Raw genomic sequence first — 24,419 nt, 5'->3', positions numbered from 1 at the left:
ACGGAATACGAATGCCCATACAAAGGCCCGGTGATACCGGGGGCGGTCAAGGCACCGCCACCGTCACCGAAACAAAGCCCAAGCTTCAGAAGCCCTCGCTCTATCGGGTGTTGATCCTGAACGACGATTATTCGCCGATGGAATTCGTCGTTTATGTGCTGGAGCGGTTCTTCCAGAAGAGCCGCGAAGAGGCCACCCGCATCATGCTGCATGTGCATCAGCATGGCGTGGGCGTCTGCGGCGTCTTCACCTACGAGGTCGCCGAGACCAAGGTCGCGCAGGTCATCGAGACCGCGCGCCGACACCAGCACCCTCTGCAATGCACGATGGAAAAGGACTGAGAGGAACCTCCCGATGCCTTCATTTTCCCGTCCTCTCGAAGAAACCCTGCACCGCGCGGTGGGATACGCCAATGCGCGCAGGCACGAATATGCAACGCTTGAGCACCTGCTGCTCGCGCTGATCGACGATCCCGACGCGACCGGCGTGATGCAGGCCTGCAACGTCGATCTGACTGCGTTGAAAGCGGCGCTGACCCTGTATGTCGACAACGATCTCGCCGCCCTGGCCACGGCCGACGGCGAGGACGCAAAGCCGACCGCCGGCTTCCAGCGCGTGATCCAGCGCGCCGTGATCCACGTCCAGTCCTCCGGCCGCGAGGAAGTGTCCGGCGCCAACGTGCTGGTCGCCATCTTCTCCGAACGCGAGAGCCACGCCGCCTACTTCCTGCAAGAGCAGGACATGACGCGCTACGACGCGGTCAACTTCATCGCCCACGGCATCGCCAAGAAGGCCGGCGCCAACGAGGCCCGTCCCGCCAAGGGTTCTTCGCCTGAGGAGGCCGAGGACGCCTCGGCCGTCAAGTCGGGCGGCGAGGCGCTGGAAGCCTATTGCGTGGACCTCAACGAGAAGTCGCGCCAGGGCAAGGTCGATCCGCTGATCGGTCGCCAGGCCGAGGTTGATCGCTCGATCCAGATCCTGTGCCGCCGCACCAAGAACAACCCGCTGCTGGTCGGCGATCCCGGCGTCGGCAAGACTGCCATCGCCGAAGGCCTGGCCCGCAAGATCGTCAACGGCGAGGTGCCCGACGTCCTGAAGGACGCCACCATCTACAGCCTCGACATGGGCGCGCTGCTGGCCGGCACCCGTTATCGCGGCGACTTCGAGGAACGCCTGAAGCAGGTGGTCAAGGAGCTGGAGAGCCACGAGAACGCCGTGCTCTTCATCGACGAGATCCACACGGTGATCGGCGCCGGCGCGACCTCCGGTGGGGCAATGGACGCCTCCAACCTGCTGAAGCCGGCCCTGGCGTCGGGTTCGCTGCGCTGCATGGGATCGACGACCTACAAGGAATATCGCCAGCACTTCGAGAAGGACCGCGCCCTGGTGCGTCGCTTCCAGAAGATCGACGTCAACGAGCCGACGGTCGAGGACACGGTGAAGATCCTGAAGGGTCTGAAGACCTACTACGAGCAGCACCACAAGGTCCGCTACACCGACAGCGCCATCCGCACCGCGGTCGAGCTGTCGGCCCGGTACATGACCGACCGCAAACTGCCGGACAAGGCGATCGACGTGATCGACGAGGCGGGCGCCGGCCAGATGCTGCTGGTCGAATCCAAGCGCAAGAAGGTCATCGGCCAGAAGGAGGTCGAGGCCGTCATCGCCAAGATGGCCCGCATCCCGGCCAAGTCGGTGTCCAAGTCCGACACCGAGAGCTTGCGTGAGCTTGAGGTCGATCTGAAGCGCGCAGTGTTCGGCCAGGAACAGGCCATCGACCAGGTCTCGGCGGCGATGAAGCTGGCGCGGGCGGGTCTTCGCGATCCGAACAAGCCCATCGGCAGCTTCCTGTTCAGCGGTCCGACTGGCGTTGGTAAGACCGAGGTGGCCAAACAACTGGCGTCGACCCTGGGCATCGAGATGCAGCGGTTCGACATGTCGGAATACATGGAGCGCCACACCGTCAGCCGTCTGATCGGGGCGCCTCCGGGCTATGTCGGCCATGATCAGGGCGGGCTTCTGACCGACGCCGTCGATCAGCACCCGCACTCGGTGGTGCTGCTGGACGAGATCGAGAAGGCGCACCCGGATGTCTACAACATCCTGCTGCAGGTGATGGACAACGGCATGCTGACCGATGCGGTCGGCAAGAAGGTGGATTTCAGGAACGTCATCCTGATCATGACCACCAACGCCGGGGCCGCCGACAACGCCCGCGCCTCCATCGGCTTCGGCCGGGGCAAGGTCGAGGGCGAGGACGACAAGGCCATCCAGCGCCTGTTCGCGCCGGAGTTCAGGAACCGCCTGGACGCCATCGTGGCCTTCAAGCCGCTGCAGGCCGACACGATCCGCTCAGTGGTGACCAAGTTCATCCTTCAGCTGGAAGCCCAGCTGGCGGATCGCAACATCACCATCGAATTGACCGACGAGGCGGCCGACTGGCTGGCCAAGAACGGCTTCGACGAACTGTACGGCGCGCGTCCGCTGGCGCGGGTCATCCAGGACTCGATCAAGAAGCCGCTGGCCGACGACATCCTGTTCGGACGTCTGACGCGCGGCGGCCATGTGAAGGTCCAGCTGAAGGACGGCAAGATCGACTTCGACATCGCCAGCGCCAATGCGCCCGCGAAGGCCGAGGAAGAAGAGACGGCCTGATCCTTAAAAGATCGAAAGCAGAAGGCCCGGCTGGAAACAGCCGGGCCTTTTTCTATGTCGACTTGTAGGGCGACAATTCTTCGGTCATCGCCGCCATCTCGGCCTGCATCGCCGGGCGTTCGCCGTCCAGATAGCGGGCGACGGGATCGCGCAGGGCCGGGTCGGCGATGAAGTGGGCGGAATAGACGGGGGAGGGCAGGTAGCCGCGCGCGATCTTGTGATCGCCCTGGGCGCCGGCCTCGACGCGGGACAGGCCGCGCGAAATGGCGAAGTCGATGGCCTGATAGTAGCAGAGCTCGAAATGCAGGAAGGGCACGTCTTCCAGCGTGCCCCACTGGCGGCCGTACAGGGCGTCGCGGCCGATGAAGTTCAGGGCGCCGGCGATGGGCGTCTGGTCCCTAAACGCCATGACCAGGGCGATCCGGTCGGCCATGGTTGCGCCGACGCGGCTGAAGAAGTCGCGCGTCAGATAGGGCTGGCCCCATTTGCGCGAGCCGGTGTCCATATAGAAGGCGAAGAAGGCGTCCCAGTGCGCCTCGGTGATCTCGGCGCCGGTCAGGACGCGGATGTCCAGATCGGCCTGGGCGTCGCGGCGCTCGCGCTTGATGGTCTTGCGGCGGTTGGCCGACAGGGCCGCGAGGAAGTCGTCGAAGGTCTGATAGCCGTTGTTGCGCCAGATGAACTGGATGTCCTGGCGCAGCAGCAGGCCCGCCTCGGCCATGGCCGACCATTCCGGCTCGGTCGGGAAATTGACGTGCAGGGACGAGACGCCCAGCCGCTCGACCAGCGTCACCGCGCCCTGGATCAGAGCCTGGCGCACCGTGGCGGCGTCGGTCTCGGGGTGGTTTAGGAAGCGTGGCCCGGTCGCGGGCGTGAAGGGCACGGCGCCCAAAAGCTTGGGATAGTAGCGGCCGCCCGCCCGTTCATAGGCGTCGGCCCAGCTGTGGTCGAAGACGTATTCGCCCTGGCTGTTGCCCTTCAGATAGAGGGGCATGACGCCCAGGACGGCGTTGTCGTCATCCCGCAGGGCCAGATGACGCGGGGCCCAGCCCTGACGCGGCGCAGCGCTGCCCGATTCCTCGCAGGCGTGCAGGAAGTCGTAGGAGACGAAGGGATCGCCGGTGGGATGCGCGCACGCGTCCCAGGCCTCTCGGCCGATGTCGGCGATCCCTTCGTGAACCGAGATCTGAAAGATCAGCGGATCTCCACGATCGCATCGATCTCGACGGCGAAGCCGAGCGGCAGCTTGTAGACGCCGACGGCCGAACGGGCGTGCTTGCCCGCATCGCCGAAGACTTCGACCATCAGGTCCGAGCAGCCGTTGATGACGGCGGGAATGGCGATGAAGTCGGGACCGGCCTGGACGAAGCCGCCCAGTTTGACGATGCGGACCACCCGGTCCAGATCGCCGTCGCAGGCCGCCTTGATCTGGGCGATCAGGTTCAGACCGCACAGGCGGGCCGCTTCCGTGGCCTGTTCGGGCGTCACGTCCACGCCGACCGTGCCCTTGATCCCGCCCGAAGCGTCGTTCGACAGCTGGCCCGAGATGGTGACCTGATTGCCCGAGCGGACATAGGAGACATAGCTGGCCACCGGCTTGGCGGGTTCAGGCAGGGTGAGGCCGAGTTCGGCGATACGGGCTTCGATGCTCATGGGGGCTCCTTTTATCTGGGCGCGGTTTAGCGCGCGGCAAGGGCGGCGTCACGTCCATCGCGCGGCTTTAAAGGTTCGCCAACCGCGCCGTGTCATTGTCCCGATCATGGATATGCATCTGACCCCCGACGTCGCCGCCTTCCATGCCGTGCTGGCGCGACTGTCCCCCGACGACCGGGCGCGCGTGGACGCCGTCGCCGGACCGGCCGCGCAAAAGGCCGCCGAGGCCGCGCCGCACTGGGATTTCGAAATGCCGGCCAAGGCGGTTGACGCCCTGTTGGGCGCCGAGGCTTCGGACGATGTGCGGCGGGGCCTGGTCGCCGCCTGGGCGTTGCAACTGCCCGACCGCGCTGCGGCGATGAACCTGCCGCCCGAGGTGATGGCCCTCTATCCCTACTGGGTCGAACAGCTGGCGGCCTTTCTGGACAAGGCCGAGGGCGACTACGTCTTCGACCACTGGTCCAAGGATGTGCGCTTCACCCTGGCGCTCAGCGTGCCGGGCGCAAAGAGCCAGGTGATCGACCTGAGTTCGCCGGTCGGGCCGGGCCAGATCGTCAAACACGTCCGCGACGGCTGGGGCATCAAACCCCTGTTCCGTTATCTGGCGGCGGGCGCCAAACGCGAGCCGTGGCTGGAGGTTCACACCGAAAGCCGCTGGCTGAGGGGCTTCAACGAGGACGGCTGGAACGAGGCCTGGGCGACGGCCGCGGAGCTGTGCCGCGCGCGACCGGAACTGGCGGGGATGATCGGCTCCAGCTGGTTCTACGACCCGCCGCTGACCGAGATCAGCCCGCGCCTGGCGCACCTGCGCCTGAATCCGCTGAAGGGCGGCGCCTTCATGGTCCACCAGGGACCGGCGCCGATCCATACCGAACGGGCTGCGACGGCCTCGGCGTCGAGGAAGGCGTTGATCGACAGCGGGGAATACACCGCCCGATCCTGGCTGATGATCTGGCCCCGCAAGGAACTGATCGCCTGGGCGGATCGACGCAAGGCGGCAACCCCACTCCCTGATTCGTCATCCTAGGCCTTGTGCCTAGGATCCATAGACTCAGGCTTCACCGTTTACTGAAGGTGTTAGACGTCGGTCATTGATCGGCTGACACCGAGCGTATGGATCCTAGGCACAAGGCCTAGGATGACGATCTTTAGCGAGTTTAGGCCGTCGCCACCCGCCACGCTGCCGCGACCGGCTGAATGTCCAAATCGGCCGCCTTGGCCAGGCGGATTAGCCGGTCGATGTCCTCGGGACGACAGCCGTAAGGCGTGGGCGCATCGCTGACGTCGTGACCATAGGCGATCAGCCAGCCCCTGGACGCCGCCGTCCCCGCCACCAGCGCCTCCAGATCGTAACCGGGCAGGCGCCGGCTCTCCAGGCCGATGGCTTGCAGCAGGTTCCGGTCGGCGCGGCCGGCGTTGATGCCGTCGCGCACCCCGCGCCCGCAAAGGAAGCGTTTGTCGACGATCGCCTTGGACCCCAGGGCGCAGTCGCCGAACGGATAGGCGAAGGTCTGCATCTGATACCCGTCCAGCCGCTCGGCCACCCAGGCGGCGTTGCGGGCCAGGCTGGCGTCCAGCTCTGCCGGCGACAGGGTCAGGGCCGAGACGTGTTCGAAGGTGTGGCAGCCAACCTCGTGGCCGGCCTCATGCAGCGCCTGCAAATGCTCTACCTCGAACTGCGGCAGGTCCAGATTGCGACCGCCCGCCAGGCCCCCGCAGACATAGTAGGTCGCCTTGACCCCGTGCTGGGCCAGGATCGGCCCCGCCTCGGTCCACGCCGATGCCGGGATGTCGTCGAACGACAGGCTGAGGACGCCGCGCGCGGGCTGGATCGTCTCGGCGCGGACATCGAGATACCGGCCGGCGCGGCGACGCATCTTGTCGAGAAAGGCGTTCATCCCGCCCTTATGGCCCAACGGGCTTAAGGCAGGGTTTCAGACCGTGACGGGCTGAGCCGTCAGGCCGCGCACGCCGAAGACGCGGCGATAGCGTTCGATCTCGGCCGGATCGCCGACGGCCTTTTCCGGGTTGTCCGACAGTTTGACGGCCGGTCGGCCGCCGGCCTCGACCACCTTGCAGACCAGGGAGATCGGCTCCAGTTCCGGCGCGAAGGCGGGCGAGCAGTCGCGGAAGTCGTTGGTCAGGTTGGTGCCCCAGCCGAAGCTGAGGCGGGCGCGACCGTGGAAATGGGCGTGGGTCGCCTCGATGCCGTCGATGTCCATGCCGTCCGAGAAGATCAGCAACTTCTCCTTCGGATCGCGGCCATGCGCGCGCCACCAGTCGATCAGGCGGTCTCCGGCCGGGATGGGCGGGGCCGAGTCGGGACGGAATCCGGTCCAGTCCGCCACCCAATCGGGCGCCTGCTTCAGAAACGCCTCGGTGCCGAAAGCGTCGGGCAGGACGATCAGCAGATTGCCCGCATAATGCCTGCGCCACTCGTCCAGCACGGCATAGGGAACCTGGGCCAGCGCCGCGTCGTCGGGCGCCAGCGCCGCCATCACCATCGGCAGTTCGTGCCCATTGGTGCCGATGGCCTCCAGATCGTTCTCCATGGCGTGGAGCACATTGGACGTGCCGATGAAGGAGGATCCCAGCCCCTCCTTGAGCGCCTGGATGCACCAGCGTTGCCACAGGAAGCCGTGCCGTCGCCGGGTGCCGAAATCGGACAGGGCCAGGTCTGGCAAGGTGCGCAACCGTTCGACCTTCGACCACAGCCGCGTCTTGGCGCGCGAATACAGGATGTCCAGCTCGAACCGTCCCAGCCGGCGCATGCCGACACGACAGCGCAACTCGTTCAGGATCGCCAGCGCCGGAATCTCCCACAGCGTCACCTCGGCCCAGCCGCCCGAGAAGGTCAGGACATACTGCCCGTCCTGAACCGACAGGTCATAGTCCGGCAGGCGGTAGTCGGTCAGCCATGCGATGAAGTCGGGCGAGAATATCTGCTTCACCCCATAGAAGCTGTTGCCCGCCAGCCAGACCAGTTCCTTGTTGGTGAAACGCAGGGTGCGGGCGTGATCCAGCTGTTCACGCAGGGCGCCGATGTCGATCTCGTCAGCCAGGCGGACGCGGCTCGTGCGGTTGATGACCTGGAAGACGACCGGCACGTCGCGATGCTCGCGCCAGATCATCTGCAGCATCAGCAGCTTGTAGAAGTCGGTATCCAGCAAGCTGCGGACGATGGGGTCCAGGCGAAAGCCGTGGTCATAGGCGCGTTTGGCGAGGTCCATGGCGCTTCCTACGGCTTCAGCGCGCGGCCCGCCACCACGGCGTCCTTGCCGAACTTTTCGCGCAGCTTGTCGATGGCGCGTTCGGTCTTCAGCGTGCGGGTCTCTGGCGTCTGGAACAGGCCGGCGGGCGCGTCCTCGGCGTCCTGAACGTCGGCCATGCCGATGCCGATCAGGCGATAGGACGGGCCCAGTTCCGGCTTCAGCAAGTCGCGCCCTGCCGCGAACAGCGCGCGCGCGGTCTGGACCGGGTCGGGCAGGGTGATGCGGCGGGTGATGATCTTGAAATCGGTGCGGCGCAGTTTCAGCACCAGAACCCGGCTGGCGACGCCGTCGCGCCGGGCCTTGGACGCCAGCTTCTCGCACAGGGGCCACAGCTCGGCCTCCAGCGCCTCAGATGAGGTCAGGTCTTCGTTGAAGGTGGTCTCGGCGCTCATCCCCTTGCGGTCGCGCTCGGGGTTCACGGCGCGGGCGTCGCGGGCGTGAGCCAGTTCGTGCAGGCGCAGGCCCGATTCGCCGTAACGTTTGACCAGATCGCGCACATCCGCACGGGCCAGATCGCCGATGGTCGAATAGCCGTCGCTGCGCAGCGCCTTGCCGAACACCGGGCCGACGCCGGGCAGGGTGGTGACGAGGCGCGGCGCCAGCAGGGCCTGGGCGTTGGCGGCGCCGACGACGGAAAATCCGCGTGGCTTGTCCATCTCGGACGCCATCTTGGCCAGGAAGCGATTGGGCGCCAGGCCGATGGAGACGCTCAGGCCGGTCTCCTCCTCGATGTGCTTTTGAAAACGGATCAGCTGAAACGCCGGAGGCCCGCCGTTCAGCCGCTCTGTCCCCGACAGATCGACCCAGGCCTCGTCCAGCGACAACGGCTGGATCAAGGGCGTCAGCCGACCCAACGCCCCCAAGATACGCTGCGATTCGAAGACGTATTTGGTGAAGTCGGGCTTGATGACCACCGCCTCGGGACAGGCCTTCAGCGCCTTGAACATCGGCATGGCGCTGCCAACGCCATACTGGCGCGCCACATAGCAGGCGGTGGAGACCACGCCGCGCTTGCCGCCGCCGACGATGACCGGTTTGTCGCGCAGTTCGGGCCGGTCGCGCTTCTCCACCGAGGCGTAGAAGGCGTCGCAGTCCATGTGGGCGATGGACAGCTGGTCCAGTTCGGGATCGGCGACGATGCGCCGCGACCCACACGCCGGACAGCGGCGCTCGGGCGGTCCGGCGGGATCGGCGCCGGTCCACAGGCAGTCGCGACAGATGGCCTTGATGGCCACGCTTAAGGTCTCCGTAAGGTTGGCTTCACCCCAACTTAAGACTGCTCGCCTACGAATGCGACCAACGAGGCGTCCCGCGTTCGAGGGTCGCGCAGGTCAGGTGATGATGTCCAAGAAAGTCCTCATCGTCGAGGATAACGAGCTGAACATGAAGCTTTTTCATGATCTGCTTGATTCCCAGGGCTACGAGACGCTGCAGACCCGCGAGGGCTTGCAGGCGTTGGCCCTGGCGCGCGCCCATCATCCCGATCTGATCCTGATGGATATTCAGCTGCCGGAAATCTCGGGCCTGGAAGTCACCAAGTGGCTGAAGGACGACGAGGAGCTGAGCCACATCCCCGTCATCGCCGTGACCGCCTTCGCCATGAAGGGCGATGAGGAGCGGATTCGTCAGGGGGGGTGCGAGGCCTATATCTCCAAGCCGATCTCGGTCATGCATTTCCTCGAAACCATCCGGCAGCACCTCGGATGAGCGCTCGGATCCTCGTCGTCGACGATGTGGACGTGAACGTCCGCCTGCTCGAAGCCAAGCTGACCATCGAATATTACGACGTGCTGAGCTGCAACGACGGCGCGACGGCCCTGACCATCGCCGCCGAACATCAGCCCGACCTGATCCTGCTGGACGTCATGATGCCCGGCATGGACGGGTTCGAAACCTGTCGCCGGCTGAAGGCCCAGGCCGAGACGCGCCATATCCCCGTCGTGCTGGTCACCGCGCTGGACGGCCGCCAGGATCGCATTCGGGGGCTGGAAGCCGGCGCCGACGACTTCCTGACCAAGCCCATCGACGACGTGATCCTGTTCGCGCGGGTCAAGTCGTTGACCCGGCTGAAGCACGTCATGGACGAGCTGCGAGAGCGCGAGGAAAGCGGCCGGCGTCTGGGCGTCGATTCGGACAACGCGGCTCGGCTGCGCAGCGAGGGCGGACGGGTGCTGATCGTCGATGACGACATGCGCCAGGCCGAGAAGATGTCGGCCGAGCTGAGCGGCGAACACCGCGTCACCATCGAATCCGATCCCGAGGCGGCGCTGGTCGCGGCCAAGGGGGCGCTGGATCTGATCATCGTCAATGTCGCCGCCGCCGGCTTCGACGGTCTGCGGATCGTGGCCCAGGCCAAGTCGGGCGACGCACGCCGCGCGCCGATCCTGGCGGTGGTGGAGCCGGCCGAACGGCCGCGCATGGTCAAGGCGCTGGAACTGGGCGCCGCCGACATCCTGCCGCGTCCCATCGACACCGAGGAGCTGTCGGCGCGCGTCCGCACCCAGATCCGACGCAAACGCTATACCGACTTCCTGCGCCAGAAGCTGGACAGCAGCATGGAGATGGCCGTCACCGACGCCCTGACCGGCCTGCACAATCGTCGCTACATGACCAGCCAGCTACAGGCCCTGGTCGGCCGCGCGGCCCAGGGCGGGGCCCAGGTCGCGGCGCTGGTGCTGGACATCGACCACTTCAAATCCGTCAACGACAGCTTCGGTCACGATGCGGGGGACGAGGTTCTGGTCGAGTTCGCCGTGCGCCTGGCCACCAACGTCCGCGCCGTCGACCTTCCATGCCGGATGGGCGGGGAAGAGTTCGTGGTCGTCATGCCGGGCGCCAGCCTGGAAGACGCCGGCCGCGTCGCCGAACGGATTCGCCGCGATGTCGCCTCCGCCCCGTTCCGGGTCATGGGCGGCAAGGAACAGATCACCATCACCATCTCGATCGGCGTGTCCGCCACGACCGGTGACGGCGATACGCCCGAGGGTCTGCTAAAACGCGCCGACGAAGGCGTCTATGAGGCCAAGGCCGCGGGCCGCAACAAGGTCATCGCCAAGGCGGCCTGACCGCCCCTCCAGACAACTAAAAACGCCCGGCTGGAGACCAGCCGGGCGTTTTCAATTTCTCAGCCGATCAAGTGGTTACTTGATCTTGCCTTCCTTGAACTCGACGTGCTTGCGCACGACGGGGTCGTACTTCTTGACGACCATTTTCTCGGTCATGGTGCGGGCGTTCTTCTTGGTGACATAGAAGAAGCCGGTGTCGGCCGTGGAGTTCAGGCGGATCTTGATGGAAGCCGGTTTGGCCATCGGAATTACCTCTGCGACGGCGAAAGCCGCTTAAAATAAGAGGCGCGGAGCATACTCAGGATCGCCCCAAAGTCAACGGGCGCGATGCCACGTTGATGCGGTGAGATGCACATATAGTCTGAGCATATGAAAATCGCATCCTTGCTGGCCGCTGCGGCCCTGGTTTCCCTGTCGTCAGCCGGCGTTGCGGCTGCTGCGCCGGATCCTGCGCAAGACGCGTTCCTGGCGCGGCTGAACGCCCTGTGCGGCCAGCGATTCGAAGGCCGGGTCGTCACGACCGACGCCGCCGACGCCAAGTTCGCCCGCGAGCGGCTGATCATGCACGTCCGCAACTGTTCGGCGGACGAGGTGCGCATTCCCTTCGCGGTCGGCGACGACCGCTCTCGCACCTGGGTCGTGACGAAGACGGACACAGGGCTGCGCCTGAAGCACGATCACCGGCATGAGGACGGCACGACCGACGTGCTGCACTGGTATGGCGGCGACACGGCCAACGCGGGCACGGCCGAGCGGCAGGAGTTTCCCGTCGACGCCGAATCGATCGCCCTGTTCAACGCCAATGATGCGGCGGTCTCGACCACCAATGTCTGGGCGATGGAGGTCCATCCCGACCGCATGTTCGCCTATGAACTGCGCCGCCCCAACCGCCATTTCCGCGTCGAGTTCGATCTGACGAAGCCGGTCGCCGACTAAAGGTCAGACGACGCGCCAGGACTGAAGCGGCCGCACGGTGGCGCAGGCCGGGCCGCCATCCTTCGCGCGGCCGGGCAGGACGACCTCCAGCAAGCGCCCCTCACGCGCCTGAACCAGCAGATCGGCGGGGATGTCGTGGACGTCGATCTTGGCGCGTCGGCTCCATTCGCCGGCGTGCTGGCCCGCAGAAGTGCCGATGGCGATATAGACGAACCGCCGCGACGGCCCCTCGCGCCGCACGAACGTGCCGGTCAGTCGTCCGTCGTCGGACAGGGTGATCGGCGCATCGAAGCTGATCGGGCCGTCACCGGCGATGCGCGGCTCGACCGGCATATTGGCCTTGTCCTGCAGGCTGTAGGCGACGCCTGCGACCGGATCGGCGATGGTCAGGCGCAGGGTGATCGTCGATCCGGCCATGTCAGTCCCTGTGTTCGACCGTGTGGCGGCCCCGCACCATCTGCACGAAGGGCAGGGGACGATCCGGGTGTTCCAGTCTCTCCGCCAACTCCCCCAGCACGAAACGGGTGATGGCGGGCAGGTCCAGGCTGCGAGCCTCGTCCAGCGGCAGCCAGGCGATCTCGTCCAGTTCGCCTGACCCGGCGGTCGGTTCCGGGCTCAGCAGAGCCTCGGCCGGCGCCATGAAGAACCGGGCGTCGAACCGCCGTGTGCGGCCCGGCGGCGTGATGGCGCGGGCGATGTAGGACAGGACCGACAGATCGGGCAGGGCGCCCGCCTGACGATACTCCCGCCACGGTCCGGCGACTGAGGCGCTCGGCGCGGGCCGCCCCAGGATCAGCCCGGTCTCCTCAAAGGTCTCGCGCACCGCCGTCAGGGCCAGGGCGCGCGCGCGGCGGGCCGGCAGTTCGCCTTCCAGCCGCCGCACGACATCGGAGGGCAGGTCGCCTGTCGCGGCGGCGGTAAAGTCGCTCCGGTCGATCCGCCCGCCCGGAAACACCCATTTCGACGCCATGAACACATGACCCGGGGCGCGGCGGCCCATCAGCACCTCGGGCCGCGAGCCGCCCCGCGTCAGGATCAGCGTCGCCGCATCTTTCGGCCGCTGGACGCCGCCGACGCGCGGGGCGTCGGCCAGATCCTGTGCGGCGTCGAAGGGAGCGGTCACGACAATCCTCCCCCATCGGGGGAGGATTAGGAGGGCTTTCGTCACTTCCGCTTGCCCTTGCGCACACCCTTCAACCCGCCTGAGGGCCTGCCGCCCTTTGCTGGCTTGGGACCGCCTGGGCGACCCTTGCCGCGCATCGGCGGGCCGTCGCCGCCGCGTCCACGCACGCCGTAGCGCGGGGCCGGGGCGTTAGGATCGCGGGGTTCGGGCTCGCTGAGCATTTCGAACACCAGGCCGCCGGTGACGGGGGTGGCCTCCATCAGCTTGACCTCGACCTTGCGGCCCAGGGTGAACCGTTTGCCGGTGCGTTCGCCGACCAGGGCGTGGGCGCGGTCGTCGTGGGCGAAATATTCGCTGCCCAGGGTCGAGACGGGGACCAGGCCGTCGGCGCCCGTCTCGTCCAGCCGGATGAACAGGCCGAAGCGGGTCACGCCGGTGATCCGTCCGGTGAAGGTCGCGCCGACCCGGTCTTCCAGGAAGGCGGCGATATATCGGTCCATTGCGTCGCGTTCGGCGGCCATGGACCGGCGCTCGGTCATGGTGACGCCCTCGGCGATGGCCGGCAGTTCGGCGATCTCGCGGTCCGTCAGCCCATCCTTGCCCAGGTTCAGCGCCCGGATCAGGCCGCGGTGGACGATCAGGTCGGAATAGCGCCGGATCGGCGAGGTGAAGTGGGCGTAGCGGTCCAAGTTCAGGCCGAAGTGGCCGATGTTCTCGGGGCTGTAGATCGCCTGCATCTGGCTGCGCAGAACCACTTCGTTGACCACGTCAGCGTGTTCAGTGTCGCGCGTCTCGTCCAGCAGTTTGTTGAACCGCTTGGTCGTGCCCGGCTCGCCCTTGTTCCACGGCTTGCCGATGGTCGAGAGGAAGTCGGCCAGGTTGAAGATCTTCTCCTGGCTGGGCGTGTCGTGGATCCGATAGATCAGCGGCGTCTTCTTCTGCTCCAGCGTCTCGGCGGCGCAGACATTGGCTTGGATCATCATCTCCTCGATCAGCCGGTGCGCCTCCAACGAGGCGCGCTTCTCGATAGAGGCGATACCGCCATCCGGAGCCATGCGGATGCGGCGCTCGGCCGATTCGATCTGCAAAGGACTGCGCTTCAGCCGGCCCTTCAGCATGGCGTGGTAGGCGTTCCACAACGGATAGAGGATCGCCTCCATGATCGGGCCGGTGGCGTCATCCGGTTGCCCGTCGATGGCGGCCTGGGCCTGTTCGTAGCTGAGCTTGGCGTGCGACCGCATCAGGCCGCGCACGAACTTGTGGCCGGTCTTTCGGCCGTCCTTGTCGAACACCATCCGCACGGCCAGGCAGGCGCGGTTCTCGCCTTCCTTCAGGCTGCACAGGCCGTTCGACAGCACCTCCGGCAGCATCGGTTCGACACGGTCGGGGAAATAGGTCGAGTTGCCCTTGTCGCGGGCCTCGCGGTCCAGATGGGTTCCAGGGCGGACATAGGCGGCGACATCGGCGATGGCGACCCAGACGATCCAGCCGCCTTCGTTCTTCGGATCCTCGTCGCGGGCCGCATAGACGGCGTCGTCGTGGTCGCGCGCATCGGCGGGGTCGATGGTGATGAAGGGAACCTCGCGCAGGTCCTCGCGCCCCTTCAGCGTCGGCAGGGCCTGATCCTCGGCCTCGCGCTCGACGGCTTCGGAGAAGCCGGTCGGCACACCGTGAGCGTGGATGGCGATCAGGGAGGCGGCGCGGGGATCGTCCTCCTTACCGATATGTTCCAGAATCTTGCCGCGCTTGGGACCATAGCGCTGCTCGCCCTTTTCTATGGCGGCCAGGACCAGGTCGCCGTCACGCAGGTCGCCGGACTGGGCCTGGGGCACCAGCAGCACGTCCTTGGAACGACGATCGACGGGCTCGACGCGGGTCTCGCGCGCCGACTTGCGGATCACGCCCAGGACGCGGTTCGTACCCACATCCAGCTTCTTGATCAGCCGGGCTTCCCAGCCGTCCGCGCCGCGCTGGAACTTGACCAGCACCCGGTCGCCCAGACCGGGCGCGGGGCCGGGCTTGGACTTGTCGGGCATCAGGATGGCGCGGGGCGCATCGGCGCTGGCCTCGACCAGGCGGACATACAGTTCGCCGTCGCCGTCGCGTTCGACCACATCGGCGACGCCGACGGGAGGCAGCGCGCCGGCCTCGGAAAAGCCCTTGCGACCGCGCTTGCCCAGTTTTCCTTCTTCTTCCAGCTCGCGGATCATTTCGCGCAAGGCCCGGCGGTCGCCGCCCTTCAGCCCGAAATGGCGTGCGATATCGGTCTTCTCGGCCGATCCGGCCTCGCGCAGGAAGGCGAGGAGGGTGTCTTTGTCGGGCAGGCCGGCGGGCGGCCTCTTGGATGAATTGGTCATTATGTCTTTCGTAGCGCGGAACCGCGCCCTTGGGTAAATCTTGAGGTCAAATCTTGCGTGAGTTGACCGAGTGAATGCGGGGCTTCAGCTTCCGCCGTCCCCGAATGGAGTCTTCGATGTCCCTGCATGCCCCCGCCCTGAGCGCGACTGTGAAGTCGCCGCTGGATCTGATCGGCAAGACGCCGATGGTGGAGGTGACGAAGATCGACACCGGCAAGTGCCGCCTGCTGCTCAAGCTGGAGTCCCAGAACCCCGGCGGCTCGATCAAGGATCGGATCGCGGTCGAAATGCTGGACGCGGCCGAGAAGGAAGGCTGGCTGAAGGAAGGCGGCACCATCGTCGAGGCGACAGCGGGCAATACGGGCCTGGCGCTGACGCTGGTCGGCCGGGCGCGGGGATATAAGGTGCTGCTGGTCATTCCGGACAAGATGTCGAAGGAAAAGATCCAGCATCTCAGAGCCATGGGCGCCGATGTTCGCCTGACCCGTTCGGACGTGCCGCACGGACACCCCGAATATTACACCGACATGGCCGAGCGTCTGTCCCAGGCCATTCCGGGCGCCTATTACGTCAACCAGTTCGCCAACCAGTCGAACGCCGACGCCCACGTGAAGACGACGGGGCCGGAGATCTGGGAGCAGACGGGCGGCGACATCGACGCCTTCGTCGCTGGCATCGGATCGGGCGGGACCATCACCGGCGTGGCGCGCTATCTGAAGAGCGTCGGCTCCAAAGCTCAGATCATCCTGGCCGACCCGGTGGGTTCGACCCTGGCCGGGATCGTCAACGACGGCGTGCCGGGGCCGGACGGCAGCTATACCGTAGAAGGCATCGGCCAGAACTTCGTGCCCGACACGGCGGACATGAGCCTGATCGACAAGGCCTATTCCATTCCGGATGCGGAGGCGATCGCCACCGCGCGCGAACTGCTGCTGAAGGAAGGCATTCTGGCCGGTTCGTCGTCGGGCACCCTGATCGCCTCGGCCCTGCGCTGGTGCCGCGAGCAGACCGAAGCCAAGACCTGTGTCACCTTCGTCTGCGACACCGGGGCCAAGTATCTGTCCAAGGTCTACAACGACGCCTGGCTGGCCGATCAGGGTTTGGGCGAGCGTGAGCTGCACGGCGACCTGTCGGACCTGATCAACCGCAAATACGAGAAGGGCGACGTGGTAGTGGCCGGACCGGGCGACACCCTGGACACCGCCTTCAAGCGGATGAAGGGCGCCGACGTGTCCCAGTTGCCGATCATCGAGGACGGCCGCCTGGTCGGCATCCTGGACGAAAGCGACCTGATCCAGGTGATGAACACCGACGAGATCACCCGCAAGGAACGGTTCGCCAAGCCGGTGGCCTCGGCCATGACGCGCGATCTGGACACGCTTCAGGTCAAGGAGCCGCTGGACGCCCTGATCCCCGTCTTCGACCGCGACCGCGTGGCCATCGTGCTGGACGGCGAGACGTTCGTCGGCCTGATCACCCGCACCGACCTGATCAACCACCTCAGCCTGAACCGGTAATCCCATGGCCGACAAGAAGAACAGCCAGGGTTTCTCGACCCGCGCCATCCATGCGGGCCAGCATCCCGACCCGACCACGGGCGCGGTGATGACGCCGATCTACGCCACCTCGACCTATGCCCAGGAAAGCCCGGGCGTGAACAAGGGGTATGAGTATGCGCGGGGCAAGAACCCGACGCGCGAGGCGTTCGAGGCCTGTATCGCCGACCTGGAGGGCGGCACGCATGGGTTCGGCTTCGGCTCGGGCATGGCGGCGACCTCGACGGCGCTGGAGTTGCTGGACGCGGGCGATCACATCGTCACCGGCGATGATCTGTACGGCGGCTCTTGGCGGTTGTTCGAGCGGGTGCGTCGGCGCACCATGGGGCTGGACTTCGCCTATGTGGACCTGAGCGACATTGCAGCGGTCGAGGCGGCGATCACGTCCAAGACCAGGATGCTGTGGGTCGAGACCCCGACCAATCCGCTGATGAAGCTGGCCGACATCGCGGCGCTGTCGAAGGTGGCCAAGGCGCATGGCCTGCTGCTGATCGTGGACAACACCTTCGCCACGCCGTTCTGCCAGCAGCCGCTGAGCCTGGGGGCGGACGTGGTCATGCACTCGGCGACAAAATACCTGAACGGCCATTCGGACATCATCGGCGGAGTGCTGGTGACCGCCGACGCCGATCTGGCGACGCGGATCAAGTTCCTGCAGAACTCGGTCGGCGGCATCATGGGGCCGTTCGACGCCTTCCTGGCCAACCGGGGGCTCAAGACCCTGGCGTTGCGGATGAAGGCGCACTGCGAGAACGCCCTGACCGTCGCGCGCTGGCTGGAGACCCGCAAGGGCGTGGCCAAGGTCATCTATCCCGGCCTGATCGCCCATCCGCAGCACGAGCTGGCCGCGCGCCAGATGAGCGGCGGCTACGGCGGCATGGTGACGGTGATTCTGGAAGGCGACCTGGAGCGCACGAAGCGCGTGCTGGAGCGGGTCGAGGTCTTCACCCTGGCGGAGTCGCTGGGCGGGGTCGAGAGCTTGGTGAACCACCCGGCGATCATGACCCACGCGAGCGTGCCCAAGGACGTCCGCGAGGCGGGCGGCGTGACCGACAACCTGATCCGGCTATCGGTCGGGGTCGAGAACGTCGAGGACCTGATCGCGGATCTGGATCAGGCCCTGGGCTGATCTCAGCTGGAGGGAAGGGCGGTCTGGTGGCCGGTGACGGGCGGCAGCTTCTTCTTGGGAGCGGCGCGTTTCACCGGCGCCTTGGCGGCCTTGGGCAGGGCGGCGCGGCGGGCGATCTCGGTGTCGATCACAGGCAGGATATCAGCGGCGGCCATCACCTGAGTGGAGGCGCCGGTTTCGGCCAGTCGCGTGGCGTTGGCGCGCAGGCTGTTGAGGTCGGCGTCGGTCATCGTCGGGATTTTTTCGGCGAGGGTCGTCATGGGTCACGTCCTGATGGAACGGGCTTCAGGGCCGGCGCGCGAGGCGCCAGCCCTTCAGCTGATTGAAGGCGATCTCGACCACGACGCGGTCGCCCAGCACGGATAGGCCTTTAGGCGAACCGAGCGAGGGCAGGACCGAGACGACGTGGCCGTTGTCCAGGCGGACCTTACGGCCGCCCAGAGGCAGGTGCTTCGTCACGACGCCATTGAAAGCGATGGCGTGCGTGTTGAGAAGCGTGTCCTACTCTGCCGCCGTAAGGCGACCAGCGGATTCCTTGCCGGAGCGCGAGTCACGTTCGATTTCGTAGGAAATCTTCTGGCCTTCGTTCAGCGAACCAACGCTCGAAGTTTCGACGGCCGAGGCGTGGACGAAGACGTCCTTGCCGCCGTCATCGGGAGCGATGAAGCCGTAGCCTTTGGTGGGGTTGTACCATTTTACAGTGCCGGTAGCCATTTGGAGACCTCCGTCTGGCGTTGACCGCAGGGAGGGATCCCTGGTCGGCCTGTCGGGTCTGAATGGGATCGGCTTTTGGACCTCGGTGCGTGATGCAAAGGGAGCAGCGGCGTTACGCAGAGAGATCGACAGCCCCTATATGGGCCTCCAGCGCCCTTTGTGCAAGGCGCGGAGCTCAGAACGCGTAGGCGACCTTGGCGACCAAGGCGTCTTCGTACTGTTCGCCGAAGGTGTGGGCGTTGGTGTCGTAGTAGCGCAGGTCCAGCTCGATCGCGTCCGTCAGGGCGTAGGTCGCACCGGCGTTCCAGCCTGTGTAGTCGGGCGCATTGTCCTGCTCGCGCCGGCCCAGCGCGACCGTGCCGTTCAGACGATTGGTGAAGTCCCAGCCCACCCGGCCTTCGATCCAGGTGAAGGCTTCGGTCGAGCCGGCTGCGTCCGGCGAATACTGGATCTGCAGGCGCGCACTGGCCGGGCCGATGGAGCGGCTGGCGTTGCCGGTGAACTCCCAGGCGTCCTCGTCGTAACCCGCCTCGGCGTCGAGGCGGTTCTTGTAGGCGACGTTGAAGTCGAAGCTGTAGCCGAACGCCTCGGGCTGATAGCCGGCGACGAACTCGGCCTCGACGTTGGAACCGCCCGACTGGATCGTTTCGAAGCCGGGGCCGACATAGAACAGGCCGTCCGCGCTTTCCCAGGTCGCCGAGCCGAAGGCGTAGCCGTCGTTGCCGGACTTGGACGCGTTCTTGGAACGGTTGTCCGTCCCGGCGCCCAGTTCGAACGACCAGGAGTCGCGTGCGGACGACGCCGGGGCGGATTGGGCCGCTGCTGGGGTAGCGACAGCGGCGGCCAAGGCGGCGGAAAGGGCGGCGAGGACGGTCGTGCGGATCATGGCGGCTCCAACGCGCGAGATACGGATTGGCGCCGCCTTTAGCGCGCTCCGGCCTTGATGGCGAATTCATCCGTGGCCTGAGCGAACTCTTGTCGCAGGCGCGCGACCAGTTCGGCGGTCGGCAGGATGTCGTGGATGGCGCCCGCGCCCTGGCCGGCGGACCAGACGGTCTTCCAGGCCTTGGCCTCGTCGCCCATGTCCAGCTTGTGTTCGGGTAGGTGCTTCGGATCGATGCCGTTCTCGATCAACGACTTGCTCATGAAGTTGGCCGGGATGCCCGACACCGCCGGGGTATGGACGATGTCGGTCGCGCCGCTGTCGATGACCATCTGCTTGTAGGCGTCGGCGGCCATGGCCTCGGTCGTGTTGATGAAGCGGGTGCCCATATAGGCGAAGTCGGCGCCCAGCATCAGCGCCGCCGCGACATCTTGCCCCGTCGAAAGGGCGCCCGACAGGATGATGGTCCCCTTGAAGAAGCTGCGGACCTCGTTGACCAGGGCGAACGGGTTGATGATGCCCGCATGGCCGCCGGCGCCGTTGGCGACCAGGATCAGGCCGTCGACCCCGGCCTCGGCCGCCTTGCGCGCATGGCGGATGTTGGCGATGTCATGGAAGACCTGACCACCATAGCCATGGACCGCATCCACCACGTCGCGCACGGCGCCCAGCGAGGTGATGATCAGCGGCACCTTCTCCTCGACCGACACCATCATGTCGGCCATCAGCCGGGGATTGGTCGGGTGGACGATGTGGTTGACGCCGAAGGCGGCGGCGTCTGGCTTGAGCCGGCCCTTGATCTCGTGAATCCAGTCGCGATAGCCCTCGGTCGTGCGCTGGTTCAGCGACGGGAAGGTGCCGATCACCCCCGCGTTGCAGGCCTCGACCACCAAATCCGGCCCGGAGACCAGGAACATGGGCGCCGAAATGATCGGCAGGATCAGACCTTTTTGCAGCGAAGCGGGAATGGCCACGGGCGTCTCCTGGAGTTTTCTTTCGCTACGCTTAGCGGGCTGTCGCGGGGGAAGGCAATCGGGAGGATTTCAGACGGTGGGGCAAAAAACAGAGTCTAATTCGTCTAATCTCGGGGGTAAGGGGCATCGGGCAGGGTTGAAATCGGCAAGGGTCCGGCGTTGTCGGAAAACCGGCCATCCTACGACGGTTGTGACGGGTGGTCGGTCGATTGACGCTGGTCGGTGTGAAGGCGTTGAAATCGAAAACGAAGTTTTCGAGAAATAGGATGGGTGGCCAATGCCTTTCCTTCTCCCAGTGGGAGAAGGTGGCCCGAAGGGTCGGATGAGGGTCGGGCGGTGGGCCAAGTGGCACTATCCGACCCTCACCCTTTGGCTGCTTCGCGCCGCCCTACGGGTCGCGCCAGAACGACGGCTTTCGCCGACGTGCGCTCAAGCCCTCTCCCAACGGGAGAGGGGCGCGGACTGCGGGGAGGATTTTCAAGCCGGTCGCAAGCGCCTAAATGCGCCCCATGACCCACTATACCGACAACCTCAGCCAGCTCGGCGCCCAGACCGCCGCCCCGACCAGCCCCGAGACGGCCGTGCTGGAGCGGGTGCCGAACCCACATGCGGACACCCTGTATCTGGCCCGGTTCACGGCGCCCGAGTTCACCAGCCTGTGCCCGGTGACGGGCCAGCCGGACTTCGCCCACATCGTCATCGACTATGCGCCGGGCGAGTGGCTGGTCGAGTCCAAGAGCCTGAAACTGTACCTGACCAGTTTCCGCAACCACGGCGCATTCCACGAGGACTGCACCGTCGCCATCGGCCGGCGACTGGCGGACCTGCTGGAACCGAAGTGGCTGAGGATCGGGGGGTATTGGTATCCGCGCGGGGGGATACCGATCGACGTCTTCTGGCAGACGGGCGTGGCGCCGGAGGGGCTGTGGCTGCCCGATCAGGGCGTGCCGACCTATCGCGGGCGGGGGTGAATGCTTGCGTCCTTCTCCCCTTGCGGGAGAAGGTGGCCGAGCGGAGCGAGGTCGGATGAGGGGTTGTTCGGTCTCGCCGCCTGTTCTCCCATTCCCGTCGAGGTTTGTGTGACCCCTCATCCGTCGGCCTGCGGCCGCCACCTTCTCCCGCAAGGGGAGAAGGAATGAACCACCGCCTACCGCTCGAAGCCTGGGGCCGTCGTCTGATGGCGCGGGCCGAGACCTGGGCCGACCAATCCCGCCCTCGTCTCTACGCCTACGAATTCCTCTGGTTTGGGCTGAAACAGGGGTGGGCGTGTCTGTTCGGGGGGCTGATGCTGGGCTTGATCCTGGCGACCTTCCTGTTCTGGCCGGATCAGGCGCCGATCTCGCGGTATGATTTTCTGGCGGTCGGGGCGGTGGTGATCCAGGCGGCCATGCTGGCGTTCCGGCTGGAGAGCTGGGAGGAGGCGCGGGTGATCTTCCTGTTCCATGTGGCGGGGACGATCATGGAGCTGTTCAAAACCGCGCACGGGTCGTGGATCTATCCCGAGGACAGTCTGCTGAGGCTCGGGGCGGTGCCGCTGTTCTCGGGCTTCATGTATGCGGCGGTGGGCAGCTATATCGCGCGGGTGCAGCGGATCTTCCATATCCGGGTGCGAGGGTATCCGCCGCTGTGGACGACCTGGGTGCTGGCGGCGGCGATCTATGTGAACTTCTTCGCCCATCACTGGCTGCCGGACGTGCGGATCGCGCTGTTTGCGGCGACCGTGCTGCTGTTCGGGCGGGGGTGGTTCTATTTCACGGCGGACCGGCGCAGGCGGTCGATGCCGCTGCTGCTGGGATATGGGCTGGTCGCGCTGTTCATATGGTTCGCGGAGAACCTGGGCACGCTGGGGCGGGCCTGGGTCTATCCGGGACAGGAGGCGGGGTGGGAGATGGTGTCCCTGGCCAAGCTGGGCAGTTGGTTCCTGCTGATGATCATATCCGTGGTGCTGGTGTCGCTGGTCCACCGGCCGGAGGAAGAACCGTCAGGCGGTGTGGGCCAGGGGCTGGGTCGCGCGGGGCCATGAGACGGGCGACAGGGCCTCGACCGCCGGTTTGGCCAGCAGATAGCCCTGCATCAGGGTGACGCCCAGGTCGCGCAGGAAGTCGTGTTCGGCAAGGGTCTCGACGCCTTCGCAGACCGGCTCGACGCCCAGGTCGCGCAGCATGTTCAGGGTGTTGCGCACGATGATGCGTTTGACCGGATCCGTGTCGATGTCGCGGATCAGGGCCATGTCCAGCTTGACGATGTCGGGCTGGAACAGGGCCAGCAGGCCCAGGCCCGCATAGCCGGCGCCGAAGTCGTCGATGGCCGTCTTGAACCCCATGGCCCGATAGGACCGCAGGATGTTCAGGATGTGGGCGGCGTCCATCGCCTCGCTCTCGGTGAACTCGAAGATGATCCGGTCCAGCGGGAAGTTGGTGCGCATCGCCGCCGCCAGGGTGGCGCGGATGCAGGCGCGCGGTTCGTAGACCGCATTGGGCAGGAAGTTGATCGACAGGCTGGCGCCGTCGGCCGTCATGTCCAGACCGGCCGCCAGGTCGATGGCGGTGGTCCGGCAGACTTGGTCGAAGGCGTAGCGATTGTCTGGCGAGACCTGCGACAGAACATGGCCGGCGCCGGCGCCGTCCTTGCCGCGCACCAGGGCCTCGTAGGCGAAGACGGTCTGGTTCGCGACATCGACGATGGGCTGAAACGCCATGGTGATCGGCAGGTCGAACCCGGCCCCGTCTTTACAACCCACACAGGACATCGGCCGCCACGTCTCCAGTCAAGGCGCTGATGTTAGGGAGGAAAGATTAATATCCGCCACTGCTCCGCTTAAGGCAGGCGCGTGACCTTGGCGGCCATGTCGGGGCGGGGACGCTCCAGAGGCGGCTCGGTCAGGGTTCCGATATGGATGAAGCCGGCGACGGTTTCACCGTCTGTCAGGCCGAACAGGGTCGTGGCCTGAGGGTCGTAGCTGTACCAGTCGGTGATCCAGCTGGACGCGTAGCCGAAGCCGGCGGCCGCGTGTTCCAGGTTCATGCAGACGGCGCCGGCCGACAGCTGCTGCTCCCAGATCGGCTTGGCGGCGCGAACGGGGGTCGAGACGACCAGGATGGTGAGCGGGGCGGCCGTAAGCTTGGCCAGGACCGCCTGATCCTTGGCCGGTCGGTTGTGCAGTTCGGCCAGCACCGCCAGCCGCTCGGCGATTTCGGCGCGCGATTGCGGCCCCATGACCACGAACCGCCAGGGGAACAGCTTGCCATGGTCCGGCGTGCGGGCGCCCAGGGTCAGGATCTGCTCCAGCTCCGCCTCGGACGGGCCGGGCGCGACCAGGGCCTGGGCCGGGGCCGAACGGCGCGTCGCCAGACGGTCGAGAAAGGCCTGTGACGGAACGGGCAGGGGTAGGGGTTCGTTGAGGGCGACCATGCCGTCTAGCTAGGCTTTCATCCGCGTCTTCGCCATAGGTGAGCCATGCGCAATTCCGACGAACCGAAATGGGCTGAGGGCCTGTCCAAGCCGCCGGCGTGGCGCAGCGACGGAACCGAGACCGTGTTCGACAGCCCGTGGATGACCCTGACCCGACATCCGGCGACGGCGCCGACGGGGCATGCGGCCGACTACGCCGTGGTGCGGTTCAAGAATGTCGGGACCGGCGTCCTGCCGGTGCATGACGACGGCACGGTGACCCTGGTGGGTCAGCAGCGGTTCGCCCTGGCCAACTATTCGTGGGAGATGCCCGAGGGAGGCGCGCCGCTGGACGAGGATCCGTTCGACGGAATCCGGCGCGAGCTGGCCGAGGAGGCGGGGCTGAAGGCTGAGCATTGGCTGCCGGCGCTGAAGGTGGAGATGTCGAACTCCATCACCGACGAGATGGGCATGACCTGGATCGCGTGGGGACTGGCGCCTGCGCCCGTCGCGCCGGACCCGACCGAGATCATCGCCGTGGTGCGCGTGCCCTTTCTGGATCTGCTGGACGAGATCGGGCGCGGGACGGTGCGTGACAGTTTGACGGTGGCGACGGCGTACAAGGCCTATCATATGGCCCAGAACGGCGAACTGCCGCCGGCGCTGGCGCAGGCCATGCTGGGGCGGGTATGATGTCGTCGAAGGAGCCTGT

27 protein-coding genes are annotated in these 24,419 nt (G+C 66.2%); 11 read left to right on the top strand and 16 right to left on the bottom strand.

Annotation, left to right across the window (positions count from 1 at the left end; genetic code table 11):
• Positions 1-11: 11 nt before the first annotated feature.
• On the top strand, positions 12-341 hold the full coding sequence (gene clpS / locus ACP693_RS00360) for an ATP-dependent Clp protease adapter ClpS (RefSeq protein ID WP_346495895.1): 330 nt from the start codon (positions 12-14) through the stop codon (positions 339-341).
• Positions 342-354: 13 nt separating this feature from the next.
• Positions 355-2,655: an ATP-dependent Clp protease ATP-binding subunit ClpA gene (clpA, locus tag ACP693_RS00355; protein ID WP_426016274.1), complete on the top strand. Its 2,301-nt coding sequence runs from the start codon at positions 355-357 to the stop codon at positions 2,653-2,655.
• Positions 2,656-2,707: 52 nt separating this feature from the next.
• Here clpA and ACP693_RS00350 read toward each other — a convergent pair whose 3' ends face one another.
• Positions 2,708-3,853: a GNAT family N-acetyltransferase gene (locus tag ACP693_RS00350; RefSeq protein ID WP_426019558.1), complete on the bottom strand. Its 1,146-nt coding sequence runs from the start codon at positions 3,851-3,853 to the stop codon at positions 2,708-2,710.
• A complete protein-coding gene (locus ACP693_RS00345) occupies positions 3,850-4,308 on the bottom strand; it encodes a RidA family protein (RefSeq protein ID WP_135195265.1) in 459 nt (152 codons plus the stop codon). The genes ACP693_RS00350 and ACP693_RS00345 overlap by 4 nt, the downstream gene beginning before the upstream one ends.
• A 106-nt stretch (positions 4,309-4,414) precedes the next feature.
• On the opposite strand from ACP693_RS00345, the gene ACP693_RS00340 reads away from it, so the two are divergent.
• A complete protein-coding gene (locus ACP693_RS00340) occupies positions 4,415-5,335 on the top strand; it encodes a hypothetical protein (protein WP_426016275.1) in 921 nt (306 codons plus the stop codon).
• A gap of 130 nt (positions 5,336-5,465) precedes the next feature.
• Here the strand turns inward: ACP693_RS00340 and ACP693_RS00335 are convergent, their stop codons facing one another.
• The 3 genes from ACP693_RS00335 to ACP693_RS00325 are packed head-to-tail and all read right to left on the bottom strand — an operon-like array spanning position 5,466 to position 8,815.
• On the bottom strand, positions 5,466-6,206 hold the full coding sequence (locus ACP693_RS00335) for a polysaccharide deacetylase family protein (protein WP_426016276.1): 741 nt from the start codon (positions 6,204-6,206) through the stop codon (positions 5,466-5,468).
• Positions 6,207-6,242: 36 nt separating this feature from the next.
• Positions 6,243-7,538, bottom strand: a complete 1,296-nt coding sequence (gene pncB, locus ACP693_RS00330) for a nicotinate phosphoribosyltransferase (RefSeq protein ID WP_426016278.1) — start codon at positions 7,536-7,538, stop codon at positions 6,243-6,245.
• Positions 7,539-7,546: 8 nt separating this feature from the next.
• Positions 7,547-8,815 carry a DNA polymerase IV gene (locus ACP693_RS00325; RefSeq protein WP_426016280.1) on the bottom strand — a complete coding sequence of 423 codons (1,269 nt, stop codon included), beginning with the start codon at positions 8,813-8,815 and terminating at the stop codon, positions 7,547-7,549.
• Positions 8,816-8,921: 106 nt separating this feature from the next.
• On the opposite strand from ACP693_RS00325, the gene ACP693_RS00320 reads away from it, so the two are divergent.
• Positions 8,922-9,287 (top strand): response regulator, encoded by a 366-nt coding sequence (locus ACP693_RS00320; protein WP_167762544.1) that lies wholly within the window; start codon positions 8,922-8,924, stop codon positions 9,285-9,287.
• A complete protein-coding gene (locus ACP693_RS00315) occupies positions 9,284-10,645 on the top strand; it encodes a PleD family two-component system response regulator (protein WP_426016282.1) in 1,362 nt (453 codons plus the stop codon). Before ACP693_RS00320 ends, ACP693_RS00315 begins: the two co-directional genes overlap by 4 nt.
• Before the next feature lie 75 nt (positions 10,646-10,720).
• On the opposite strand, the gene rpmG is transcribed toward ACP693_RS00315, so the two are convergent.
• Positions 10,721-10,888: a 50S ribosomal protein L33 gene (gene rpmG, locus ACP693_RS00310; protein WP_003164451.1), complete on the bottom strand. Its 168-nt coding sequence runs from the start codon at positions 10,886-10,888 to the stop codon at positions 10,721-10,723.
• A 126-nt stretch (positions 10,889-11,014) separates the two neighbouring features.
• On the opposite strand from rpmG, the gene ACP693_RS00305 reads away from it, so the two are divergent.
• Positions 11,015-11,581, top strand: coding sequence for a hypothetical protein (locus ACP693_RS00305; protein WP_426016284.1), 567 nt, complete (start codon positions 11,015-11,017; stop codon positions 11,579-11,581).
• Positions 11,582-11,584: 3 nt separating this feature from the next.
• On the opposite strand, the gene ACP693_RS00300 is transcribed toward ACP693_RS00305, so the two are convergent.
• Genes ACP693_RS00300 through rnr form a run of 3 tightly spaced genes read right to left on the bottom strand, consistent with a single transcriptional unit; the run spans position 11,585 to position 15,061 of the window.
• Positions 11,585-11,998, bottom strand: coding sequence for a DUF5990 family protein (locus tag ACP693_RS00300; RefSeq protein ID WP_426016285.1), 414 nt, complete (start codon positions 11,996-11,998; stop codon positions 11,585-11,587).
• A 1-nt stretch (position 11,999) separates the two neighbouring features.
• Positions 12,000-12,704, bottom strand: coding sequence for an NUDIX hydrolase (locus ACP693_RS00295; protein ID WP_426016286.1), 705 nt, complete (start codon positions 12,702-12,704; stop codon positions 12,000-12,002).
• Positions 12,705-12,745: 41 nt separating this feature from the next.
• A complete protein-coding gene (gene rnr, locus ACP693_RS00290; RefSeq protein ID WP_426016288.1) occupies positions 12,746-15,061 on the bottom strand; it encodes a ribonuclease R in 2,316 nt (771 codons plus the stop codon).
• Between the two features lie 116 nt (positions 15,062-15,177).
• Between rnr and ACP693_RS00285 the strand changes: the two genes are divergently transcribed.
• Together ACP693_RS00285 and ACP693_RS00280 are read left to right on the top strand one after the other, a co-directional pair.
• Positions 15,178-16,578, top strand: a complete 1,401-nt coding sequence (locus ACP693_RS00285; protein ID WP_426016289.1) for a pyridoxal-phosphate dependent enzyme — start codon at positions 15,178-15,180, stop codon at positions 16,576-16,578.
• 4 nt (positions 16,579-16,582) lie between these two features.
• Entirely contained in the window at positions 16,583-17,746 is a 1,164-nt protein-coding gene (locus ACP693_RS00280; RefSeq protein WP_426016290.1) for a cystathionine gamma-synthase, read from the top strand.
• 2 nt (positions 17,747-17,748) lie between these two features.
• Here ACP693_RS00280 and ACP693_RS00275 read toward each other — a convergent pair whose 3' ends face one another.
• The 5 genes from ACP693_RS00275 to ACP693_RS00255 form a co-directional block, all read right to left on the bottom strand.
• Entirely contained in the window at positions 17,749-18,006 is a 258-nt protein-coding gene (locus tag ACP693_RS00275) for a hypothetical protein (RefSeq protein WP_135195276.1), read from the bottom strand.
• Between the two features lie 25 nt (positions 18,007-18,031).
• Positions 18,032-18,205 (bottom strand): hypothetical protein, encoded by a 174-nt coding sequence (locus tag ACP693_RS00270; protein WP_409715506.1) that lies wholly within the window; start codon positions 18,203-18,205, stop codon positions 18,032-18,034.
• Positions 18,206-18,247: 42 nt separating this feature from the next.
• Complete coding sequence (locus ACP693_RS00265) at positions 18,248-18,460, bottom strand: cold-shock protein (protein ID WP_008260450.1); 213 nt, start codon at positions 18,458-18,460, stop codon at positions 18,248-18,250.
• A 175-nt stretch (positions 18,461-18,635) separates the two neighbouring features.
• A complete protein-coding gene (locus ACP693_RS00260; RefSeq protein WP_426016292.1) occupies positions 18,636-19,346 on the bottom strand; it encodes a TorF family putative porin in 711 nt (236 codons plus the stop codon).
• 38 nt (positions 19,347-19,384) lie between these two features.
• Positions 19,385-20,317: an NAD(P)H-dependent flavin oxidoreductase gene (locus ACP693_RS00255; protein WP_426016294.1), complete on the bottom strand. Its 933-nt coding sequence runs from the start codon at positions 20,315-20,317 to the stop codon at positions 19,385-19,387.
• Between the two features lie 509 nt (positions 20,318-20,826).
• Between ACP693_RS00255 and queF the strand changes: the two genes are divergently transcribed.
• Complete coding sequence (gene queF, locus ACP693_RS00250) at positions 20,827-21,288, top strand: preQ(1) synthase (RefSeq protein ID WP_426016296.1); 462 nt, start codon at positions 20,827-20,829, stop codon at positions 21,286-21,288.
• Between the two features lie 164 nt (positions 21,289-21,452).
• Complete coding sequence (locus ACP693_RS00245; protein ID WP_426016298.1) at positions 21,453-22,340, top strand: DUF817 domain-containing protein; 888 nt, start codon at positions 21,453-21,455, stop codon at positions 22,338-22,340.
• Here the strand turns inward: ACP693_RS00245 and ACP693_RS00240 are convergent.
• Both ACP693_RS00240 and ACP693_RS00235 read right to left on the bottom strand, forming a co-directional pair.
• Positions 22,299-23,066, bottom strand: a complete 768-nt coding sequence (locus ACP693_RS00240; protein ID WP_426016299.1) for an EAL domain-containing protein — start codon at positions 23,064-23,066, stop codon at positions 22,299-22,301. The two genes, ACP693_RS00245 and ACP693_RS00240, sit on opposite strands and share 42 nt — an antisense overlap.
• Before the next feature lie 68 nt (positions 23,067-23,134).
• Positions 23,135-23,728, bottom strand: a complete 594-nt coding sequence (locus tag ACP693_RS00235) for a nitroreductase family protein (protein ID WP_426016301.1) — start codon at positions 23,726-23,728, stop codon at positions 23,135-23,137.
• 45 nt (positions 23,729-23,773) lie between these two features.
• Here ACP693_RS00235 and ACP693_RS00230 point away from each other — a divergent pair, with 45 nt between their 5' ends.
• Positions 23,774-24,400, top strand: a complete 627-nt coding sequence (locus tag ACP693_RS00230) for an NUDIX domain-containing protein (RefSeq protein ID WP_426016303.1) — start codon at positions 23,774-23,776, stop codon at positions 24,398-24,400.
• The last annotated feature ends 19 nt before the right edge of the window (positions 24,401-24,419 follow it).

It is taken from the genome of Brevundimonas sp. TWP1-3, assembly GCF_049896085.1.
Taxonomy (GTDB): domain Bacteria; phylum Pseudomonadota; class Alphaproteobacteria; order Caulobacterales; family Caulobacteraceae; genus Brevundimonas.
This window is presented reverse-complemented; position numbering and strand designations above follow the sequence as displayed.

Coding starts and splice junctions, on each gene's coding strand:
- ACP693_RS00285 (WP_426016289.1), top strand. CDS start 15,178: ATGTCCCTGCATGCCCCCGCCCTGAGCGCGACTGTGAAGTCGCCGCTG.
- clpA (WP_426016274.1), top strand. CDS start 355: ATGCCTTCATTTTCCCGTCCTCTCGAAGAAACCCTGCACCGCGCGGTG.
- ACP693_RS00265 (WP_008260450.1), bottom strand. CDS start 18,460: ATGGCTACCGGCACTGTAAAATGGTACAACCCCACCAAAGGCTACGGC.
- ACP693_RS00260 (WP_426016292.1), bottom strand. CDS start 19,346: ATGATCCGCACGACCGTCCTCGCCGCCCTTTCCGCCGCCTTGGCCGCC.
- ACP693_RS00235 (WP_426016301.1), bottom strand. CDS start 23,728: ATGGTCGCCCTCAACGAACCCCTACCCCTGCCCGTTCCGTCACAGGCC.
- ACP693_RS00345 (WP_135195265.1), bottom strand. CDS start 4,308: ATGAGCATCGAAGCCCGTATCGCCGAACTCGGCCTCACCCTGCCTGAA.
- ACP693_RS00280 (WP_426016290.1), top strand. CDS start 16,583: ATGGCCGACAAGAAGAACAGCCAGGGTTTCTCGACCCGCGCCATCCAT.
- ACP693_RS00300 (WP_426016285.1), bottom strand. CDS start 11,998: ATGGCCGGATCGACGATCACCCTGCGCCTGACCATCGCCGATCCGGTC.
- ACP693_RS00315 (WP_426016282.1), top strand. CDS start 9,284: ATGAGCGCTCGGATCCTCGTCGTCGACGATGTGGACGTGAACGTCCGC.
- ACP693_RS00245 (WP_426016298.1), top strand. CDS start 21,453: ATGAACCACCGCCTACCGCTCGAAGCCTGGGGCCGTCGTCTGATGGCG.
- rpmG (WP_003164451.1), bottom strand. CDS start 10,888: ATGGCCAAACCGGCTTCCATCAAGATCCGCCTGAACTCCACGGCCGAC.
- ACP693_RS00335 (WP_426016276.1), bottom strand. CDS start 6,206: ATGAACGCCTTTCTCGACAAGATGCGTCGCCGCGCCGGCCGGTATCTC.
- ACP693_RS00340 (WP_426016275.1), top strand. CDS start 4,415: ATGGATATGCATCTGACCCCCGACGTCGCCGCCTTCCATGCCGTGCTG.
- rnr (WP_426016288.1), bottom strand. CDS start 15,061: ATGACCAATTCATCCAAGAGGCCGCCCGCCGGCCTGCCCGACAAAGAC.
- pncB (WP_426016278.1), bottom strand. CDS start 7,538: ATGGACCTCGCCAAACGCGCCTATGACCACGGCTTTCGCCTGGACCCC.
- ACP693_RS00240 (WP_426016299.1), bottom strand. CDS start 23,066: ATGTCCTGTGTGGGTTGTAAAGACGGGGCCGGGTTCGACCTGCCGATC.
- ACP693_RS00230 (WP_426016303.1), top strand. CDS start 23,774: ATGCGCAATTCCGACGAACCGAAATGGGCTGAGGGCCTGTCCAAGCCG.
- ACP693_RS00320 (WP_167762544.1), top strand. CDS start 8,922: ATGTCCAAGAAAGTCCTCATCGTCGAGGATAACGAGCTGAACATGAAG.
- ACP693_RS00305 (WP_426016284.1), top strand. CDS start 11,015: ATGAAAATCGCATCCTTGCTGGCCGCTGCGGCCCTGGTTTCCCTGTCG.
- ACP693_RS00275 (WP_135195276.1), bottom strand. CDS start 18,006: ATGACGACCCTCGCCGAAAAAATCCCGACGATGACCGACGCCGACCTC.
- queF (WP_426016296.1), top strand. CDS start 20,827: ATGACCCACTATACCGACAACCTCAGCCAGCTCGGCGCCCAGACCGCC.
- clpS (WP_346495895.1), top strand. CDS start 12: ATGCCCATACAAAGGCCCGGTGATACCGGGGGCGGTCAAGGCACCGCC.